This is a genomic window from Enterovibrio gelatinilyticus (genome assembly GCF_028683095.1).
Taxonomy (GTDB): domain Bacteria; phylum Pseudomonadota; class Gammaproteobacteria; order Enterobacterales; family Vibrionaceae; genus Enterovibrio; species Enterovibrio gelatinilyticus.
Genome location: NZ_JAJUBC010000015.1, coordinates 1 through 19,808, shown reverse-complemented (window position 1 = coordinate 19,808; position 19,808 = coordinate 1). Strand labels below are relative to the sequence as shown.

General features: G+C 44.0%; 20 protein-coding genes and 1 pseudogene. 9 read left to right on the top strand and 12 right to left on the bottom strand.

Annotated elements, in window-relative coordinates:
- Positions 1–253 precede the first annotated feature (253 nt).
- Positions 254–652, top strand: a complete 399-nt coding sequence (locus tag LRP50_RS13850; protein WP_274165055.1) for a VOC family protein — start codon at positions 254–256, stop codon at positions 650–652.
- A 236-nt stretch (positions 653–888) separates the two neighbouring features.
- Here the strand turns inward: LRP50_RS13850 and LRP50_RS13845 are convergent, their stop codons facing one another.
- Positions 889–1,362 (bottom strand): hypothetical protein, encoded by a 474-nt coding sequence (locus tag LRP50_RS13845; RefSeq protein ID WP_274165054.1) that lies wholly within the window; start codon positions 1,360–1,362, stop codon positions 889–891.
- 60 nt (positions 1,363–1,422) lie between these two features.
- On the opposite strand from LRP50_RS13845, the gene LRP50_RS13840 reads away from it, so the two are divergent.
- Complete coding sequence (locus LRP50_RS13840) at positions 1,423–2,052, top strand: helix-turn-helix domain-containing protein (RefSeq protein ID WP_274165053.1); 630 nt, start codon at positions 1,423–1,425, stop codon at positions 2,050–2,052.
- Between the two features lie 138 nt (positions 2,053–2,190).
- On the opposite strand, the gene LRP50_RS13835 is transcribed toward LRP50_RS13840, so the two are convergent.
- The 3 genes from LRP50_RS13835 to LRP50_RS13825 form a co-directional block, all read right to left on the bottom strand.
- Positions 2,191–3,675: a hypothetical protein gene (locus tag LRP50_RS13835; protein ID WP_274165052.1), complete on the bottom strand. Its 1,485-nt coding sequence runs from the start codon at positions 3,673–3,675 to the stop codon at positions 2,191–2,193.
- 139 nt (positions 3,676–3,814) lie between these two features.
- Entirely contained in the window at positions 3,815–4,072 is a 258-nt protein-coding gene (locus tag LRP50_RS13830) for a hypothetical protein (protein ID WP_274165051.1), read from the bottom strand.
- Positions 4,073–4,299: 227 nt separating this feature from the next.
- Positions 4,300–4,665: a hypothetical protein gene (locus LRP50_RS13825; RefSeq protein WP_274165050.1), complete on the bottom strand. Its 366-nt coding sequence runs from the start codon at positions 4,663–4,665 to the stop codon at positions 4,300–4,302.
- Between the two features lie 218 nt (positions 4,666–4,883).
- Between LRP50_RS13825 and LRP50_RS13820 the strand changes: the two genes are divergently transcribed.
- Positions 4,884–5,081, top strand: coding sequence for a hypothetical protein (locus LRP50_RS13820; protein WP_274165049.1), 198 nt, complete (start codon positions 4,884–4,886; stop codon positions 5,079–5,081).
- Positions 5,082–5,152: 71 nt separating this feature from the next.
- On the opposite strand, the gene speG is transcribed toward LRP50_RS13820, so the two are convergent.
- Positions 5,153–5,680, bottom strand: a complete 528-nt coding sequence (gene speG / locus LRP50_RS13815) for a spermidine N1-acetyltransferase (RefSeq protein ID WP_274165048.1) — start codon at positions 5,678–5,680, stop codon at positions 5,153–5,155.
- A gap of 392 nt (positions 5,681–6,072) precedes the next feature.
- Between speG and LRP50_RS13810 the strand changes: the two genes are divergently transcribed.
- Together LRP50_RS13810 and LRP50_RS13805 are read left to right on the top strand one after the other, a co-directional pair.
- A complete protein-coding gene (locus LRP50_RS13810; RefSeq protein ID WP_274165047.1) occupies positions 6,073–6,603 on the top strand; it encodes a hypothetical protein in 531 nt (176 codons plus the stop codon).
- A gap of 36 nt (positions 6,604–6,639) precedes the next feature.
- Positions 6,640–8,106 carry a GGDEF domain-containing protein gene (locus LRP50_RS13805; protein WP_274165046.1) on the top strand — a complete coding sequence of 489 codons (1,467 nt, stop codon included), beginning with the start codon at positions 6,640–6,642 and terminating at the stop codon, positions 8,104–8,106.
- A 37-nt stretch (positions 8,107–8,143) separates the two neighbouring features.
- Here the strand turns inward: LRP50_RS13805 and LRP50_RS13800 are convergent, their stop codons facing one another.
- Together LRP50_RS13800 and LRP50_RS13795 are read right to left on the bottom strand one after the other, a co-directional pair.
- Entirely contained in the window at positions 8,144–8,554 is a 411-nt protein-coding gene (locus LRP50_RS13800; RefSeq protein WP_274165045.1) for a VOC family protein, read from the bottom strand.
- On the bottom strand, positions 8,551–9,147 hold the full coding sequence (locus LRP50_RS13795; protein WP_274165044.1) for a glutathione S-transferase family protein: 597 nt from the start codon (positions 9,145–9,147) through the stop codon (positions 8,551–8,553). Before LRP50_RS13795 ends, LRP50_RS13800 begins: the two co-directional genes overlap by 4 nt.
- Positions 9,148–9,228: 81 nt before the next feature.
- Here LRP50_RS13795 and LRP50_RS13790 point away from each other — a divergent pair, with 81 nt between their 5' ends.
- Positions 9,229–10,143 (top strand): LysR family transcriptional regulator, encoded by a 915-nt coding sequence (locus LRP50_RS13790; RefSeq protein ID WP_274165043.1) that lies wholly within the window; start codon positions 9,229–9,231, stop codon positions 10,141–10,143.
- 161 nt (positions 10,144–10,304) lie between these two features.
- On the opposite strand, the gene LRP50_RS13785 is transcribed toward LRP50_RS13790, so the two are convergent.
- Positions 10,305–10,997, bottom strand: coding sequence for an NUDIX hydrolase (locus tag LRP50_RS13785; RefSeq protein WP_274165042.1), 693 nt, complete (start codon positions 10,995–10,997; stop codon positions 10,305–10,307).
- A 196-nt stretch (positions 10,998–11,193) separates the two neighbouring features.
- Here LRP50_RS13785 and prs point away from each other — a divergent pair, with 196 nt between their 5' ends.
- From prs to LRP50_RS13770, 3 genes are all read left to right on the top strand, one after another.
- Positions 11,194–12,069 (top strand): ribose-phosphate diphosphokinase, encoded by an 876-nt coding sequence (gene prs, locus LRP50_RS13780; protein WP_274165041.1) that lies wholly within the window; start codon positions 11,194–11,196, stop codon positions 12,067–12,069.
- Positions 12,070–12,079: 10 nt separating this feature from the next.
- On the top strand, positions 12,080–13,675 hold the full coding sequence (locus LRP50_RS13775) for a nicotinate phosphoribosyltransferase (RefSeq protein WP_274165040.1): 1,596 nt from the start codon (positions 12,080–12,082) through the stop codon (positions 13,673–13,675).
- 216 nt (positions 13,676–13,891) lie between these two features.
- Positions 13,892–15,631 (top strand): hypothetical protein, encoded by a 1,740-nt coding sequence (locus LRP50_RS13770; protein ID WP_274165039.1) that lies wholly within the window; start codon positions 13,892–13,894, stop codon positions 15,629–15,631.
- Between the two features lie 109 nt (positions 15,632–15,740).
- Here the strand turns inward: LRP50_RS13770 and LRP50_RS13765 are convergent, their stop codons facing one another.
- The 4 genes and pseudogenes from LRP50_RS13765 to LRP50_RS13750 all read right to left on the bottom strand — a co-directional run.
- Positions 15,741–16,253 carry a hypothetical protein gene (locus LRP50_RS13765; protein WP_274165038.1) on the bottom strand — a complete coding sequence of 171 codons (513 nt, stop codon included), beginning with the start codon at positions 16,251–16,253 and terminating at the stop codon, positions 15,741–15,743.
- 758 nt (positions 16,254–17,011) lie between these two features.
- Entirely contained in the window at positions 17,012–17,857 is an 846-nt protein-coding gene (locus tag LRP50_RS13760; RefSeq protein WP_274165037.1) for a hypothetical protein, read from the bottom strand.
- 972 nt (positions 17,858–18,829) lie between these two features.
- Positions 18,830–19,249, bottom strand: a complete 420-nt coding sequence (locus LRP50_RS13755; protein WP_274165036.1) for a hypothetical protein — start codon at positions 19,247–19,249, stop codon at positions 18,830–18,832.
- A gap of 165 nt (positions 19,250–19,414) precedes the next feature.
- Positions 19,415–19,729: pseudogene (locus LRP50_RS13750) on the bottom strand (alpha-amylase family glycosyl hydrolase); the annotation flags it as partial.
- Positions 19,730–19,808: the final 79 nt, after the last annotated feature.

Below are 19,808 nucleotides of genomic sequence, written 5' to 3'. Positions count from 1 at the left end.
TCGTCCGCTACACCATTAATGGCTGTTCAACCCGAACAGCCATTTTTATTCCTCTGATATAACGTGGTTTCTTAGCGTGCTCTATTCCCATCAAAGCTCACGTGAATCCCACCGCACATCTAACACTTGTTACACGCTGAACGCCGAACTTCTCTCATAATGTATCCAACTATCTGCCGGTTATTGCTGCCTATTCGGCACACCGAAAAAGCCATAGCCACACAAGCGGAATACCACATAGATAAGGGATACCATGAAAGAAATTACGCGCATTAATCACGTAGGGCTTCGCGTTAGAGATCTGGAAATAGCGAGAAAATTTTACGAACAGCTTGGGTTTGAATTTATCGCAGGCCCTGTTGGTCCAGAGCCCGCTGCCATTGTTGAACACCCATCAGGAATCAACATTAACTTTATTCTCAATGCCTCTGACGATGCCCCTCAAGACAATATCTTGATGCGAAAAGATATGAAATATCCCGGCTACACGCACATCGCGCTTGAAATCACTGATGCTGATGTCGTTTCCAAGAAGATTGAAGCGCTAGGAATCACCATCACCGAGCGCGTCGAGATCAATGGCGCCAAGTTCTTTTTCATTCGTGATCCCGACAACAACGTGATCGAACTGCATCAACCTGCCAGCCAATAAACACTTACGGCGATTGATTTGCTAAAGGGCTACGAACGTGGCCTTTTTGGTTTAGGTTTAGGTTTGAGAGGCGTGAAAAGCAGTTTAGGTCAACAGCGCTAAGCGATTAATGTCCTGAAGAAAACTGCCCCCTCCATCAACACAACTCACCGCTTGGTAGCTCAGGGGTTAGTGTTGGCTTCTCCCCTCATTGCGCTCGATTCTTGGCACTTTGAGGGGAGAGTATTGTTACCTCATCAATTCGAAACGTTTGCCATGAGTACTGGACGGCAAGTGCTGTCTGTTGTTGGCACCATTCCAAGGGTGGAATCAATCACAGGGGGCTCGACGTATTTCACCGGCTCTGATGCCGCAGGATAGGTTAACGTTAACACTTCAGGCACGTTCTGACTGTCTGGGTTTTTAATGCCCTTTTCCGTGTTGTATGGGTCAGTAAACACGCCATATTCACCTGGCTGCATCTTGTATCTTACCGATTGGTTTCTAAACCCTGCATTCGCGAGGTACTTGGTGGGTTCTTTCCAAGACTGGTTATCAAGATTGGTGAAGAATTTAATATCCACCAGCACAGCATCACACAATGGAGTTACCTCTTCATATTGTGTCGGCCAACCCGCCCCGCCAGATGTATCGGGATAACGCCCCCAATCTCCGCCTTTCAGTGGGCATGCTCCGCCACCACCAAATACTGCCCTGTTAGGATGATGCACACCATAGATCGGTAAACCAACGGCTTTTGCCTCGTTGCCAAATCAAATTGGGGACCCTAAATGGATCAAAGTGGCTTCAGTGAACGCCTTACATCTCTTCTAAAACAGAAGAAGAAAACCCAAGCTCATGTGGCATCAGCTATCGGCACCTCTGTTCCTTCCGTTCACCGATGGACTAAGGGCGGACAGATCGAATACAAGAACCTGAGAAGTCTTGCAGAGTACTTAGACGTCAATTGGATATGGCTGAGATACGGTGATGAGGCGGTAGAAAGCGTTCAGCAAATGCAAGTGAATGACACGGCTGCCACAAACCGGCGTCAGGAATACCTAAACCAAATCATGGACAGCGAAAATCGCATGCGCCAAGCGCTAGACATGGCTGACATCGTGACGTGGGAGTGGAACGTTCTGACAGGCTCTGTTGAATGCTCAAAGAATGCAGCGACTCTCTTCAATGTTGCCGAAAACAATCTTCCAAACTGCATGCTTCCCTATACTGAAAAGTCCATTGAAGAGCTCTTGAACATATTTGGTAAGGATGAGCCGCACACATGGGATTTCTCTGTGGAAGGCACAAACAAATCCATATTCTGGTTTACATCAAGGGCAAAGCTCTATTTTGATGTTTCTGGAAGGCCAACAAAAGTGATTGGTGTGAGCTTTGAAATCGCCAAAAACGGGGCATGAAAACCGTCCATGCGTTAATACAACAATGAGTTCAGCACCTCGCTCATTTACCGTTACTTCTGTAACTGTTACCTACTATCTGCTACCTATCCCAAACCTCATACTGAACCGCACTAACACCGCCGTTTATGGATAGTTTCAATACAACATAGTCACCGCTTGGTTGTAGTTCACCGTTTCAAGGCCGATGCCGCCGCTGGCACTAAATGAAAGCCCGAGATAGCGGATTGGGTAGTAACTAAACCATGCACCGCTGCCCACGTCGGCTACCCCTAATGGCACGCTGATACTCGCGCCATGGGCATAGCCACCGATGTTTGCGGCATCACTCTCAATACCCTCTTTCCACACACCAACACTCACACCGAGCCCCACGCTTAAAGACGCCCCTTTTGAATAGGCCATGACACCATAAGGTCGTGTGTTGCCCTGCCAATCTAGTGCCACACCATATTCGGTGGTTGCGCCTAAGCCCACTTCAAGTTCAGGCGCTGCGCCCAACGTGAGAGATTGATAGCCATTGGCGATCGCCGCATCACGCAGTGCAAGGTAACTCGGCATTTGCACAATTAGCCGATACACTTCCTCTCCGTCTTTGTCTGATATGGCGCGTCGTAATTCATCATGCTTTGCCACTTCGACGACAAACTCTGCGGCGGCTTGGCTCAGTGTCAGATCTTCTTCAAGTTTGGTTCTCGCTAAATCAGTGATCACGGTTGGCATATCCTGTGGTGTGCCACACACGCGATCGTAAGGTGGGCCAAAATTTTGCAGCACTTCGGCAGGGGCTGGCATCAGCGATAAGCCCTCATCGCAGTAGTATTCTGTTTTACATTCTGCGCCGGGATTAAAAGCCCAAAGAAAACTCACTTTTGACGAACCCGCAGGGCAACGGTAGCACTCACCGCCTTTTTCAAACTGCCCTTCTTCGCAACCATAAACCGATCGTACGAATGTGGCATCGACCTTGTCTTTGTTGAAGCCGAAGCCTCGCTCTTTGCAGCTTTCGTCTTTGTGAATGGCTTTCCATGTGCGGCGATACCCGTCTGGACAGCTCCAACACTCTCCGCCATCTTTTGGGGTGAAATAGAGGTTCTTCCCTTCACATCCCCAATTGGTCGCATCCCCCACCAATATGGCATCTATCTTGATTTCGTCGCCACATGGCGGGGCACCTTCTTCACCACATAGCAGATCTGGTGGCCCTAAGCCCTCGTCGAAAGGTACAGGGGTAGTGTCAGCAGTTATTGGTGGTGTTGGCACGTCAGGCGGAACACTCACTGTTTCCAGGCTTTCTTCATCCAATGATGTTTCAACTAACGAAGCGTCATCCACAGCAGCTTCAACCGACGAAGACGGCGCAACATTATCTGTGTGCTCTGACACAACGATGGTGTCAGTCACTGCGACGTTTTGATTCGCTTCGATGAATTCTGAAGATTCTAAAGGCTTTGTGATCTGTGAATTGACAGGCGACGGTGAGACTAAATTCGGGGATGAATCGCGGTCAGACAAAGGCTCGGATGACGCAGTTGGCTTGGGCGACGTACCGCACCCTGCACCAATCAGGGCGAGGAAGAAAACCAACACGATGTGGCGACAATGAATCCATCGACTCTTCATAAGGCTGCCTTAAAAGCCCGCTGCAACATGCAGTGTATTGGGCTTTACATACAGCAGTTAATTATAGGCAGCGCTTCACTCCCCCGCTGTTCACAAATGCGAATCACCGACATTGATGGCCTTAGGTGTTGCCGCCTCATCAAAGCGCGATGGCAAGTAAAGCCAACGGAACAGCAATCACAGCGAAGTGCAAAATATTAAACCACTTATCTCTGTTACGGACTGGTTTGAAGCCAAGCACCGCCAGCAACGCTTCCGTCACGGGCATTTTGTAGCGCGTGATCATCAAAATAAGCTGCAATAAGATACCGCTTACAAAGATGTATTTCGCAGCGACGCCATAAGGTGTTGCCCATACTGCATTGATGCTTTCAACCACACTTTGTTCTACTGCCATTTCTGTTCACGTCCTTGTTTGCGTGTCTATTTGCTTACTGAGGCTTCCTGCCTTGATCAGGTGTGCGAAGCATCACCCACATTCGGTTGGCATGAAACTATACCGTGGTTAATAGAATGAAGGCGTTCCAGTTTTGTAGAAAGTGAGGAGTTAATGGGCGTTTAGGTGAGAGAAGTAAGGATGCTAGGTGAAAAATTTTGACTTAAATTCTTGTTATCAAAGAGTATTCAATCTTTACTGTACTTTCGACGAAGGCGAATCTGTTCAGCATTAATTTTCTTCAACTCTACTTTCTGAAAGAGTTGAATAATTAACTCACCATCTTCTTTTCTTATGGCTTTTCCTTGAATATCTGCTGAGCCTTCCTCAAATTGAACGGTGCCAGAAAATGGCTGATCGAGGACAACGTCACCTTCAAACAGCAAACGGATCCCATGCTCGGAAATCTCACACACACGATATGTGCAGCCATCCCAAGCAATATAAGGCATGTCCTGCTCTAAATACCGAAGCCGAAAAAAGTTTCGCTTTTGCTCTTCCTCTTCTTGGTCATCGCCTTGAGCATGTTCCTGATTTTCGTATTTATCCGTCACTGTCAGCCTTATCCCATCGTTAAAGGATCATTGCGCCAAAAAAAGGCAATACACCCAAACAACTTCAAAATGCTTGTTCGCAAAAATGCGTATGAGTATCCGCTAATTCTAGCAACTATTTTCGATATACCACTTGAGTAAATACGCAACTTTGCGCAAATGTATACCTAAAGGTTTGGGACATGAGGAAAGAACATTAACAGCGAGGGCTGTAAGTAATGCCACACGATGTTTCTAGGTTGGAAGGCATTGTTTCTCAGATAGAAGGTATTGTTTCTCAGATGGAAGGTATTGTTGGCGCCCCTTTGATAACGCGATCAACTGGCATCTCTTTTGTCCAAGATGGTCAGCCATTGGCAGCTTTTCTGGAAGAAATGGATGATCGCACCAAGGACATGTTGTTTTGGATAAAGTAAAAAAAAGACCTCTCGTAGAGAAGTCCTTAATGCAAAACATGTTCAGCTAGCCGCTCGCGGCAGTCACTGCATTATTGCTGATGACGATTCTGTAGATAGGCATCTTGAAGAATGTACATACGCTTGATGTCGCAATACTCGCCGTTAACGAATATCTCTTTCACCAAGTGTCCTTCCTCGATAAAGCCACTCTTTTCATAGAGGTGAATCGCTTTCTCATTGTTAACCGCAACACTCAGGTACACCTTGTGCAAGTTCAAAATGGTAAAGGCGTAGTTCAGGGCTTTGTTAATCAAGGTTCGCGCGTAGCCACAACCTTGGTAGTCAGGCGCAATAATGATTTGGAATTCAGCATTTCGGTGAATCGTGTTTATTTCAACAAGTTCCACCAGACCGACGGACTGTTTCTCACTATTTTCGGCGATAAAGCGGCGCTCGTTACTGTCGTGGATGTGCTTGCGAAACAGCTCTTCCAGCTCGTAGTACGACTCATACGGCTCTTCGAACCAATAGGACATAATTGAACGATTGTTGTTCAACTGATGAATAAAGCGAAGGTCGGTTTGCTCAAGGGCACGTAGTCGGATTTGATTATCCATATCACTTTCCATTAACAATTTAAAATATTGCTTACAACATAAAACACAGCTGTTTATGCCAGGATTGGAAGGTAGCACTATTGCTTGCAGTGGGAAATAAAAACTTTCGTTACTCTGGTTACCGAAGTGACTATCCATAAAAGAGCCATGAAACATGACGCGTATCATGAATGCGAGTTTAAGAACACTCAGTAAGAGAAAGGGTTAGTTACGCAATTATCAGCCGCTAGAAAAATCAGACTCATAACGCATGCATTTAATGGGCGAACAAAATGCGAGCAAAACACATTATTCGCTACGCATTTTTTACATTTTGATAAAAACATTTATTATGAATGCTACTTCAATCTCAAAATCAGGTTGAATGCCACACAGTTAGTAAAGGATTACTTATGTCGTTACCAAGGAAGCGAAGCTTTCTTTTGCGCTTTATTTACACTTTGGCGCTCTCATTGTTTGCCGGAACATCCGCTTTTGCAGACTCTGTTGCTAGCTACCCCGAAGGATGGGAAGAGTGGCCTGTTGTTAAAGAATCAATGACACTGCCTGCCGACACCGTGTTACCACCGGACACCTCACTGTTTATACAAGAAGCAGTGCGCTCCTACGCATGGATTAACGATGGTTTAGGCTCACCACTGACCATTCGTGTAAATCCAGAAAAGCTCGAGCAGTACAAAACTCACGGTCCTTACACAGATGGGCCAACGGTCGTTGCTGTCTCTGAGGTGCAAGGCATTATTTGGGTTACCGAGCACTTTAGTGGGCTTCCTATGTATGGCAGCTACAATCGAAAAGGGGAAGACATCAGCAGCATGCACCCGACTCTAGAAGCTTCATTCTGTCAGCGTTGCCATGATACCTATAAAGACATCTGTATAAACGGCACCTGCGCCGAGCCCGTTTTATCGCCTTATGAATAAAAACTAATACGTTTAACCCTATCGTCGGAATATAGATTGCTAAAAACATTTACCATCAATCAACTGCTTTTTGTTTCCCACCTAATGCTGGTATTGGTGTTGATTCTTGGCATGAGCTACTCACGATATCAAAGCGAGTGGGAAACCAGAGTTCAGTTTGCCACTGAAACTGCGGAACATTCCCTCTCCCCGCTTTTACGTGAAATGTCAGGTGCTATTGCCGCTCGTAGCTATTCAACGCTAATGATGCCCTCCCAAAGGGAACGCTTGCTAAGCATTGAACCACTGCTGTTTCTCGATATTCAGGGCGTCTCTGATTACAGTGACAGTACGCTGAGTATTCACTACCTACGCGAAGAGCAGCAACTATGGCGAACCGACGTCACGGAAGATGAAATTCGCATTGCTCAAGACAAGCTACAAACACTTATCAATGCATTAGATGACCCCAAAAACAAAGAAAAAGTCAGAGCCAAGAAATTGAGATTTCTGGTCAACAAAGCACAAGATGATCTCAATGTTTTACATCAAAGCCGGTACCTCACGTCTCATTCAGCTATCCCTTGGTCGCCGCCTTCCGCGTCTTCTCAAAAAAATGCATACCTTTCCAATAAAGAAAAAGTCATTTATCTGCGGCTTCCGCTCATCAATAAAAATGGCGGTATGGTAGAAGCCGTTTTTGATGCATCAGCTCTTTTCTCCCTTAAAGGACAAATTTACGCCACGATAATTGCAGAAGCATCAGCGGCTTTGTTTATCTCATTGTTATTGATTGCAGGCGTGACTCACTGGCTGGTATCACCACTTCGCCGCCTCGCTAGCCGTATAGATCAAGATATCGAACTGCTTGATATTTCAGACTTAGATGAGCTTCATCGAAACGATGAAATTGGCACATTGGCACGCGGCCTACACACACTGACGTTTACCGCAAAATCACAAATGAAGGTGTTACGACATCAATCAGACACAGATGCCTTAACGGGCATAGGCGGTCGTCATAGTTATGCAGGAAGGGCTGAGCCTTTTTACGAAGCCGTGTTGGGCCAAAACCAGCACTTCGGCATCATCGTTTGCGATATCGACCACTTTAAAATTTACAACGACACCTATGGTCATGCTCGTGGTGATATCGTGATCAAATCAATCGCCGACACAATATTAAGTGCCCTGAGAACCAACGATCACTGCTTTCGTATTGGCGGTGAAGAATTTGTCGCTCTCCTTCAATTAGAAAACCCTGATGCGCTCGCTGCAATAGCCGAAAGAATGAGGGCTGGAGTCGAAGAGCTGTCCATCCCTCACGCAACAAAGTATGGCATTGTGACAATATCGGTAGGGGCGCTTCTGATCGCGCCGTCAAATAACTCTTGGTCATATTCAGACGCGTTCGACGAAGGGGATGCGCTTCTGTATAAAGCCAAAAACAACGGGCGCAACCAAGTTGCCATTGGCTCAATACATTCAAGCCAGTTACCGGAAACAAATGTCGATTGCGTTTAAGGTAGGCTTGCAAAAGCAAGTGAGTTAAACCAGACAGTCATTCCAATTCATTGAACTCCAACACCGTGCCGTCGGGGTCTCTGATAAAGCAAGCTACTCGCCGCTCCCCTATTTTCAGTGGGCCTTCGGTGATGCGTATCCCCTGCGTTTCGCAAAATTGCAGAAATGCACTCATGGAATTGATGACAAACGCGATATGGGTGATCCCTGCATATTTGATTTCAGCATCCAGTAACACGTTGTGCGCATCGGGATACTGCTCGCTTCCACTGAATATCAGGTTCACTCTCACACCAGCGGCATTTTCCATCTCGCAGGCATTATGCTCCGGTAACATAACCACCTTGCTGAACCCAAGCGACTGATAGAAAGCGATCGACGCTTCTTTACTTCGCGTGCGAATGCCAACGTGCTCAACATCTAGAATGCTTAAGCCGTTTCCCATCATTCAATACCTGGCATTGTGATGAAGCCATCAAGATGTTTCATCTCATTCATCCAGCGAGTGAGATGAGGGTATGCCTCTCCTCTTACGCCACCTTGGTGCATCAACGCCATATAGGGATAACATGCGATATCAGCGAGTGTCGGGGTGTCGCCCACAAGCCAATGATGCATGTGTAAATGCTCATCCAGAATCTTTGCACAACTGCGAGCCTTGTGGCGTGCCGACGCCACATCTAACTCAATGCCAAACAAGTCATGCAAACGCGCATCGTTTGGGCCTCTTGCTATGTCGTTTGCCGCGAACGAAAGCCATTGAGAAACAAGCCCTTGATGTTTTGGATCTTGCGGCCACCACTGGATAAGCTGATATTTTTGAGCAAGGTAAATCAAAATGGCTTGTGAGTCACGAATGAGAAACCCGTCATCAGCAAGCAAAGGGATTTCTCCTAACGGATTTAACGCCAAATAGGCAGTCGACTTATGCTCCCCGGCTAGGTAATCGACGGGGCAAATTTCCAAGGGGATTTGGTTCAACGCGCAAAACAAACGCACTTTGTAGCAGTTACCCGACAGTTCCAGATCATACAGTTTCATATCTAAAGCTCCTTCCAATGGACGATTGTGGTTTACACACTCTAGGTTGAAAATACGCCTTCGAACATGGAGGTTAGTGCAATGCACAATTGCAAAAATGCAGACCCACTGTGGAATGATCTGAAAATTTATCATGCCGTTGTGAGCGAAGGATCATTGTCTGGCGCTTCTAGGTCCCTGAATATCAGTCACTCAACGGTTTGTCGGCGTGTTTCTCGGCTGGAAGGCATGGTTGGTGTCCCTTTAATAAGGCGACGAGCCAATGGCATCTCTTTTACGAAAGATGGTCAGCAATTGGCGGCTTTCGTGAAAGAAATGGATGATCGCGCCAATGACATTTTATTTTGGATAAAGCAGAAAAAAGAAGACCTTGCCGGCGCACTGTCACTCAGTTGCTGTGATATCTCGCTCCCAAGCGTATCGACAATCGTGGGGGATTTGTCGGTCTCTCACCCAGAAATACAGTTTGATATAAAAGTCAGTGCCATGAACGCTGACCTTCGTCTGGCGAATACCGATCTGGCTATTCGAGCAACCAATTCACCGGATGAGTCATTGGTTGGCGTGAAACTCAGCCATTTTCATTTTAAAGTCGCAAAGCGAGTCGGCTGCCTAAGTGAAACCAAAGCCAACTGGGTATGCCTGAATGACAGTTTTGCGCATCTACCCGCAGAGCGCTGGTTTGGAGAACGCAGAGTGCAATGTCAGACATCAATAAGAGTCGACAGCTATATGAGTGCCGCAGAGCTTATCCGCAATGGCACAGGCATTGGGCTACTACCCGAGTTCGTTATTTCGAGTGACCCTCAACTTGAGATCGTTGATGTTGATACCCCGTTGCCCACATGGAACCTTTGGCTGGTTTACCACCGTTCACAAATCAACAATGGATTGGTCAAAGCATTTACACAGCACTTGAAGCAGCATTGGTCGAGCAGTGTTTCCGATTTTGGTTATCCCCTTATACGAGAAAACCCCGCCAGCGCGAGGTTCTAAATGACAAAATGCTTTCAATGAATGGCGAGAAGTCTGAAACATAGGCGCATAGATACATGCCTAGTGGGTATTCTTCGACGTCAATGGAAATGAGATTGGTACTGGCTATGGCGCATATCTGAGGTAAAGAAGCACCTAAATTAGATCGTATTGGGAATGCTTTAAACGCTAAAGTTTCGCTCAAAATTCACCAAATCTGCACCTTCTTTCACCGAGTAGAGTTGAGCAAGCCTTCCTCCCGACTTCACTTTTTGTTCCGCCCCTTCAAACATATCTGACGCCTCAATCCTGCGGATTAAGCTCTTACGTTGAATAGGTTTCTCTAGGATTGTCTCGATAACTGATTTCAGCTGTCCAATTGTAAATTGGCTCGGTAAACAATAGACAGGGATCATCGAATAGAGCGCTTTTTGCTGCAGTCTTTTTTGCGCATGCTCAATGATGGTTTTGTGGTCGAATGCAATATCCAGTGAGGGAAGTACTTTCACATCAATCCATTGAACATCTTCGACAGAAGCAATATGGCTCGACACGTCCTGCTCTGTCACCAATGCGAAATAGACCAAGGTAACGCTGAATCCGCGAGGGTCTCTGTCGCTTCCCGAGAAAGCCTGCAACTGTTCTAAATAGCGAGGTTCAACGCTCGTTTTTTCTTTTAGTTTTCTGCGTGCCGTTACGTCAGTCGTCATATCATTTTCAATATCGACAAAACCGCCAGGTAACCCCCAGCAACCTTCACAAGGTGCTTTTGCTCGCCTTACCATCAATACTTTTAACGCCCCCTCTTTCACCGTAAACAGCACACTGTCTACCGTGAAAAGTGGGTTTTTGTATTCATTGATATCGTAATGCATCGCTCTAACCAGTCTACTTACTGTCTTTATGACACATTAAGTGAATCTCAATTTTGTTGCAATACACCTCTATCTTGGCAACGAAAAAGCTAGGTCACAAAACTTTGTGTCAAAAAGACACAAAAAGAACTTGATCGAAAAATAATCAGTTGTTACATTGTTTGTGTCGTTAGGACACAAACAAAAGGAATGCGATATGACAACTTTCAAAATCAACACTCAAGGATATAAATCAGAAGCATCATTTCAGAGCTTTACATTTTCTGGCGGTGAAGAACATATTCGCTTCGATCCTATCGAATTATCAGATGTGGCAGTGTTTGAAATACAAGAACGACTCACTGATTCATCTCAAGTTATTCGTTTGATGATGATGGTTGATGCCCTCAAGAGATTATCAAACGGCAAAATCCCCATTGAACTAGTGATCCCTTACTTCCCGTATGCTCGTCAAGACCGAGTATGCGTAGAAGGCGAAGCGCTATCGGCATCCGTTATGGCTCGCCTTATCAATAGCTTGGAGTTATCAAAAGTGACCATTTGGGATGCTCACAGCGATGTGACTCCCGCACTTCTCAACAATGTGGTCAATATTCCACAAACAGAACTGATTAAAAAAAGCGAAGTACTCAGCCGTTCACTATCTAGGGGGGATATCACACTCATTTCTCCAGATGCCGGTGCGAGCAAGAAAACGAGCAACATTGCTGAAGCTTTTGGCGGAGAAACAAATGTTATCCAAGCCCAAAAAGTCAGGAATTTGAAATCAGGGGAAATCGTAAAAACAGAGGTCCTCGGTAATGTTGAAGGTAAGCGTGTGCTGATTGTTGATGACATTTGCGATGGCGGACGAACGTTTATTGAACTCGCAAAAGTCTTAAAGCAACAAGGTGCGACCGACGTTTCACTGTTTGTCACTCACGGTATTTTCTCTCAGGGTATTGATGTATTTCATGGGCTTATCGACGCCATATATACGACAGACTCATTTAGAACAGCAGAAGAATACTCAAACATCAGCACGCAAAGTAACGCAAATAACCGCACCCAATTAACCGTCATCGAGATGTAAGGAGCGCACCATGACTATTACAGCAGCAAGCATGCAGAAAGACGTTTACAAAGAATTTCACAGCCGCGCTTACCACCCTGACGTTACAGAGGTTTATGCAAATTACACCTCTCGAAGCGGAAAACTCAGCAACGTAGAGAATTGCGACAAAGTGGCTTTTGTCGGCCTTCAATACTTCATAAAGAGTTACTTAGAAGAAGAATGGAACGCGTTTTTCAATACCGACAAAGCGGTTGCTGTTGCAAACCACAAACGCATCATGAGCGCAATGTTGGGATACTCCGTTGACGTGAAGTATTTAGAAGACTTACATGATTTAGGCTACTTACCGTTACGGATCAAAGCACTTCCAGAAGGCACGCTTGTCCCATACTTAGTTCCACCCATGACCATTGTTAATACCAAAGAAGGGTTTCAGTGGCTCACAAACATGATCGAGACAGTGCTAAGTTGTGAAAACTGGCCAATCCAAACCAGCACCACGACATCTGTCGCCTACTTAAGCGTATTCAAAGAGTTTGCTGAAAAAACAGGGTTACCCATGGATTTCGTTCCGTTTCAAGGACACGACTTTAGCTTTCGAGGCATGTTTGGGAAACAAGCTGCAGCAATGAGTGGATTCGGTCACTTAGCCTCTGGTTTAGTCGGAACGGACACAATCCCAGCGGTATTATTTGCAGAAAAATACTACGGTGCCAATGTCGATCAAGAGCTTGTTGGCTGTTCAGTCGATGCCACCGAACACTCAGTGACCTGCTCTTGGATCATGGAAGGCGAAATTGAATTCTTCAGATACCTGATGCGTGAACAATCACCAAAAGGAATTCTCAGCGTCGTTTCGGACACATGGGATTTTTGGACACTCGTGACTGACTATCTTCCTCAGTTAAAAGAAGAAATCTTGCAACGTGATGGCGCATTAGTCATTCGTCCAGACTCCGGTGACCCAGTAAAGATCCTAACGGGTTTTAGCGTTTCTCCTGTCTCAGACTATGCCGAACTCTTTGACAACCAAAACGCTGCGGAGCAAGAAGCCATTCGCGAAGGTTATGAAGCCTATTGCTGGAACAGCAAATATTACGGATGTGAAGAAGAAAGCCGAGTCGAACTAGAAGCTTGTGAGGTTAAAGGGCTAATCGAATGTTTGTGGGATATTTTCGGCGGTACTGTCACTGACAAAGGGTTTAAGTTATTAGACGAGCACATTGGTGCGATTTATGGTGATGCCATCACACTGCCTCGCCAACGCCAAATTCTTCAGCGCTTAATGGATAAGGGGTTTGCTTCAAAGGTTGTCTTAGGTATCGGTTCGTACAGCTACCAATATGTCACACGAGACACGCACGGCTCTGCTGTGAAAGCCACCAGCGTTGTCAAAAATGACGAACGCGTGGCGATATTTAAAGACCCTAAAACTGACAGCAAGAAAAAATCAGCAAAAGGACTCTTGAAAGTTGAGCGTTACAATGGCGAATTAGTGCTGATAGATGACGTATCCGAAAGTGAAGAGAAAGAAGGCTTGCTTGAGGTTGTGTTTGAAGACGGCAAACTCATTAAAGAAACAACACTTGCGGAAATTCGCGCCACGATTGACAGCCAAATCTAACAGTCTGAATATATAGAGGCTGAATATATAAAGGCTGAATATATAAAGGCTGAATTTATAGAGGCTGTCCAAAAAGACAGCCTCTGTTCTCCTCCTTACACAACACACCGCATAGTTCGTTAACCCAAAGACGAGATGTATTCATACGGTTAATTGTGGTCAGGAGTTGATGGCTATTCGCTTTGAAAGCCCATATTACATAGTGAGAATGACACGTTGAGAATCGCACTACCTCTATTGATTTGGTTAGCCAGCTTTATCGCCCTTGCTGACGATTTCAAAGACCAGATCAGCTTTAGCGAATATCAAACAACATCTATTCCAATGAACAGTGAAGAGCATTGGGACTATGTGACACGTTATGACATCCCTTTGACTTTAGATGCAGTAAGCAATTACACCAGTCGCTATGGGCTGGAAACAATAATTCGCGAACGTACAATACAGAACAATTCGGGTGGCTGTGGGCATTCGCCAGCTTGTGCCATCCTGCTACCGTTTTATCTTATCGATATGATGCTCACCACAGAAGTCAAAGTCGATGAAGTCATTTTCTATCAAAATAACGTTCGGCTGTTTCATGTTCAGTACAGTAAACCTGATGGGGTGCTGATCACTATCGAGTTTAATTCCGTCACTACCAGAACAAGTCACTTACTCCGAAAAACCGTTATTGGCCTCAACCAAAACTCCCTCATCGATCTCTCCAATGAAATCATGTCCCAGTTGCCTAACCTAAAGACCGAGGCCCATTTAGAGCAATTTACCGATGACTTATCAGGGCTAAGTTACCGCGGTAGCAACACCGAACTTGAACGCGCGCAGCTAGATAAGACGTCTAATCTGCTAAAAAGTGAAACATTGTCTGAACCACAATTGATGGCGCTATTCACGCGCTGGTGCGACATCATCAATGCCTCAAACGAACATGCAGACAAAGCCTACTCCCCATTAAATTTGGTGCCGTATTCATCAGGGATCAGCCAAGGTATTCATGCAACAGAGCTGCTGGACTGCATCATCGACTCAAAAGAAAAAAGCGCTAGCGAAGAGACCGCCCATTCTGACCATCCATCTTCAGGTGCTATCTCACCCAAAATACAAAAGGATATTGACCGCTTAGTCGAGCTACAAGAACAAGCATTGACTCAACTGGCGTCGTTTCAACCCCAGAAATGGACAAATCTAACCGAACAATTTTTCAAAACCTACTTACCCCTTAAAAGCGAGCCTGTGCTGACAACAAGCCATCAGTTACTTCACATATATAAGGGCTGGTTCCTGAATGGACACATTTCAACAGCAGATTACATTGTGCTTGCTCAGGCCTACCCCGAGATATCTGCACCTTTAAGAGATCAACTCAGTGTCAAACATTCAAATGTGCTCGACGCTCGATTGGCTCTAATCAAAGACGGTATCTACCCACCGTTGGCAACATTGACAGAAATGAAAGAAAGCCAGATCCGCATAACAGATTCAGTAGCTAAAACGTTGTCTGTCCTTTACTGGCAGAGTCACTACCCCAACGAGAGCTTTCTTTATTTCTCTCGACAAGACAAAGACCTAGAAAAGCAGGCTTATATTCTGTATTTCCTCAATCCACTTCCTCTTCAATTACGCCAAAGCTTACCGTTTGAAAATGGTGATACAGATGGTCACCTTGCCTGGAAAGTTGCAATACTAGACAAAGAAATAGAAGGGCTAGCGGGCAACCTTTATCAAAGACCACGATCCGATGATTCATCCCCTGACACGCCAGAAAACACCTCAAATCGCGTCGATGAACAAGGGAACGCGCACTTTTCGGATTTAATTTGGTATGCCTTATCATTTCATCCAGAAAAGGAGCAGAAAATCAGTCATTTGGTAGAAATGGCAAAAGCGAAGGAAAAAGAAGAAGAGGAAGAAGAAAGTTGGCTCAATAGAGGCCATAACCTTTTAGAGAACCTCTAAATGTTTGACCATTTAGCGAGGAATCACGCTCGTTACGCACGATAATTCGCGCAGCGAGTATGTTCAAAAGGTTTTTGAGATTTATCCCTCTTAGTTTAAGGCTGTATCATTAAGAGTAGCGATTGAACTTTTCCTCAGCAGAAGACATCGGCACGAGCTTATTCTTAATATCCCCCCAAACCTCATCAAAATTTGAGATATCACTCTCAGATACGAGATGAGTCTCATCTGATGAATATAAAATAACTTCACAGCATTCATCTTTATCGAAAGGGATCTGCTCATAGATTGTAGCGATGGTTTCTTGGCTTGCTTCTCCCAAAATAACCTCGCTCGGATTTATGATGCACCGACAAGGAATAAGATCAGACTGCATTGAACTAATTCCCAACTTCACATTGCTGTCAAGTTGGCTTTTGTGCAAACACCCGACGATAAAGATGAGTCCAGATTGATTTTGCTTGATGATTTTTCCTGATAATAACGGGACGCAGTCTTGATCAACGATCTCAACCCACCACTGCCACCTCCCAACTAAACCGATGATTTTTCTATAGCTGCGTCTTTTTTGATATACGGCATACAAAAAATACGCAAAGAACGTAAAAATAAACAACTCCATCAATGAATTACCTTATACCTGTGATCATTGAAGATGCTTGATTTTCAACAAAATGAGAATCAAACTGCGTGTACCGGCGTGAAAACATAATCCACCCGACCTGATTACATCCCAAAAATGGGGCCACTTTATCTGCGAATGCGCTCACATTAGGTGAGAATGAAATCGCGAAGATTATCCTTCGACTCACTTTAAATGAAAACATATGACTCATCCCCCTTTAAATGATTACCCACTAAAATAAAGGGCTTTCTGCCGATAACATCTTCTTTTGTCACAACGAACACGCTCGAATGCTGTATCCTTCGAATAGTTTTCTTCCTTCTGTCTCAAAGGTTGGCTTTTTCTGCTTGCCCTTATCCGTTGAAATAGACAGGAATACAAAGATCACAACGTGCTAGGGAAGCCTCAATGTATGTCGCCAGACACTATTCCTAGCTTGATTTAGCCAAAGTGAAGAAGACTACTTATTTCATCGATAACCCTGTCATTCAAAAAAGCAGGAAAGTGAATACATTGATTTAAGGGGATCACAAACTTGTGCTGTCATTTCAGCCTGTGTACTTCCTTGGATATATTTGACAGAGGGTTATGGCATGCTCCTCATGAAATCATCACACGCAATATTCAATACTGATATACATTTATCAGTTTAAGCACTTTATAGCGAGGTATCGCCTCTTCAGAGTTTTGCACACGGGATAGCGAAAAAGGCTCTCAATCATGAGCAGCTATTTAATTATTCTATATTCACTTTTTCATTTAATTAAAAAATTATACATTTGATCGATTTTTTTCTCATACTTAATCTCGAGATTTTCATTATCAAACACCGCTGTGAGCTTACACATAAAACAAACATTAATCGACTCACCATGACTATAATTGGTCACTTCCACATCCAATAAAAACACACTTATCTTATCTGAGTCGATTATGTCCTCACAAGACAACATTACCTTCTCTACCGAACGATTTCTTTTTGGCAAATCACTAGAAAATTTTTTATTAATAGCATCCATTTCAAAACAAGCATCGCTGACTTTAATTATTTTCTTTTTTTCATAATGAAAAATCAGTTTTGGAATCCCCTTAATCCAATCATTACACTTTTCATTAAAATCATCAAATTCTAATTTTCTTGCACCTTTCACTTCTATTCTATCATTCAATAAATCAACTATATTTCCAATAGCATAATGTACGATCGGTGCCCATATGACGGCACTAATTATGTACTGCCATCTAGGCATGTAATACTCAAAAGATGAAGTTCTATAAGTTCTTGTAGTTAACTGATCAGTTAGTATATTGACATCGAAGTAACTTGCCAATCCATACTCAAACCATACAATTATTGGCACACAAATAGTGACAATTACACAAAGTGTAAGAGCTACTACGCAGTATACTAAACCAATAACAAAACCAAATTTGTCAGAAACATTTTCCACACCCCATTTAGTATTACCCTCTATCACTGGAGTAACCATAACAAAAAATAATGGTATTGAAATATATTCTATGATTAGTAAAATCCCAGCATCAAAAAATAATATTAGGCTCTCCCATATAAATATACTTTCAAAAAACACATCAAGCATCAATACTCCTTGTAAAAATGACGTTAAAGTTATTAACACCAGTAATCTCGCTTGGGGTCACCAATGGGGCGTAATGCACCAAACTGATATTCTTACCGTTCACTTGGCAAACCCAATATTGAAATATTTGACCAAAAAAAACACCACACTCATATATAGCCTTATTTCCACTGGATTTACCAGTTATTATATAGACATCGATCTAATAATTGCTCAGCAACGAGAGAAAGGCCGCTTTAGATGCGGCAATTATCCCAATGTGCTTCGTCGGGGTAACTCGTAGCCCAACAACCATTAGCATACAGAGAATGCATGCTATATCTTCTCTTTGGATATTTTTTCAGATCGGAAATCCTAGGGAAAAATTGCGCACTGCCATTCGAGAACAGTGGTTTTTCCCGCATTTAATTCCCATCAGTACGCTTCTGTTAAACGGGGCGTATTAAAATTGAAGGTTTGATTTTATTCCGTAAAGTTTTGTGTTCTTGTTGTTATCTTCTATATGCAAAGCACTGAAGAACTCTTTAGCACTATCAAATAGCTTGAATCGGGATTCAGCTTCCCCATTCGTTGATAGGCATATGCTTCCATCAGAGAGTGATATGCATACATGATTGCTAGAATAGCTAAGGCCAATTGAAAACAAGTCAGATTCTAGGTTTTTCAGTTGAGTATTGGCGCTAAAAATATTGTACTTCCCTTCGTTTTTTCCCCCTGAGTAGCTCAAGCGGTAATGTGTCATCTTTTCTCTCCAATCCACTTTTGTAAGTGGGCTGGAACACTATGGGTTTTTCGAAATAAATATAGTGTTCATAATGCTTAACAATATTGAACACGATCTCTGGAAGGCCTGAATTGATAGTGCCTTCTGCCTGAGTTGAATCCAGATTCACACCAAGAGATGTCAATTTTTCAATTATATAGCTCACAGATTTTTGCCTCTCAAGTGAGATGCAGAGCCTACATGATCCCTTACTGTTTCATTGAATAGCGAATGTCCTCGACGGTGCCAGAATCGAGAGAGTAGGTCACGCGAAGACCATTTGAAAATCTCTCCCATGACGGCACAGTGCCAAACACGGGCATTTTTTTCTTTTCATGAACCTCAACTGGGATACCAAGAATCTCATGCACACCTTTTGCTGACATTGCTGTGCTTAAACCGTTTGGGAAAGAACCGTCAGAAGAAGCTTTAAAGAGTATCAACATTAGAGTTTCATCTTGGCGGCAAAAAACAAACTCGGCGTTTCTGGCGTTGCTGATAATGTAAAAACGGTCAACGCCTTCATCAATGACCTCAGGCACGTTCCCTCCTATCAGAGACAGGAAAGATGCATCTGTTAGTAATGTCTGATAGGTTTTGCCTAAGAATAGGTCGTAAGAACCTGTCATTAGTACCATCCATTCCATTTATTCAATTTGTGTATTTCTTGTCGTGATTCTTCAAGCTGCTCTTGAGAGTATCCTTCTGACTTAAGACAAACTTCTATGGTGTCAAAATAACAATCCAACTTAAAGAATCAAAGAATTCATTGCCATTTAGATTTATCCCATAGTGTGCTGGTTAAGTAATCGCATCAACCAACTGATTGACGTTAGCCGCTCTCGCCACAATTCAATTATCTCATTGCATCGCTCAGTTTCGGATCCTGACAGTTTATCGCCTTGAATGAGCCGTTGAATAAGTGAAGGACCTTGATGAAACGCCAACCAACGTTCAACAACATCGTATTGGCTCATGTTTTTCGCTTTATCAGCATTGATATGAAGCACCACATGATAATGGTTACTCATGATGACATAGGCGCAAACATCTTTATAAAATGCACCCGCTTACGCTAGCAACCGCTTTTCTATCCAACCACGACGGTGCTAATAAAGGATGATCGCGCTTTCGTCATGGTGATTTGAGTGGCCGATAATCGAGCAATACGAAAAGCATAGCCACTGC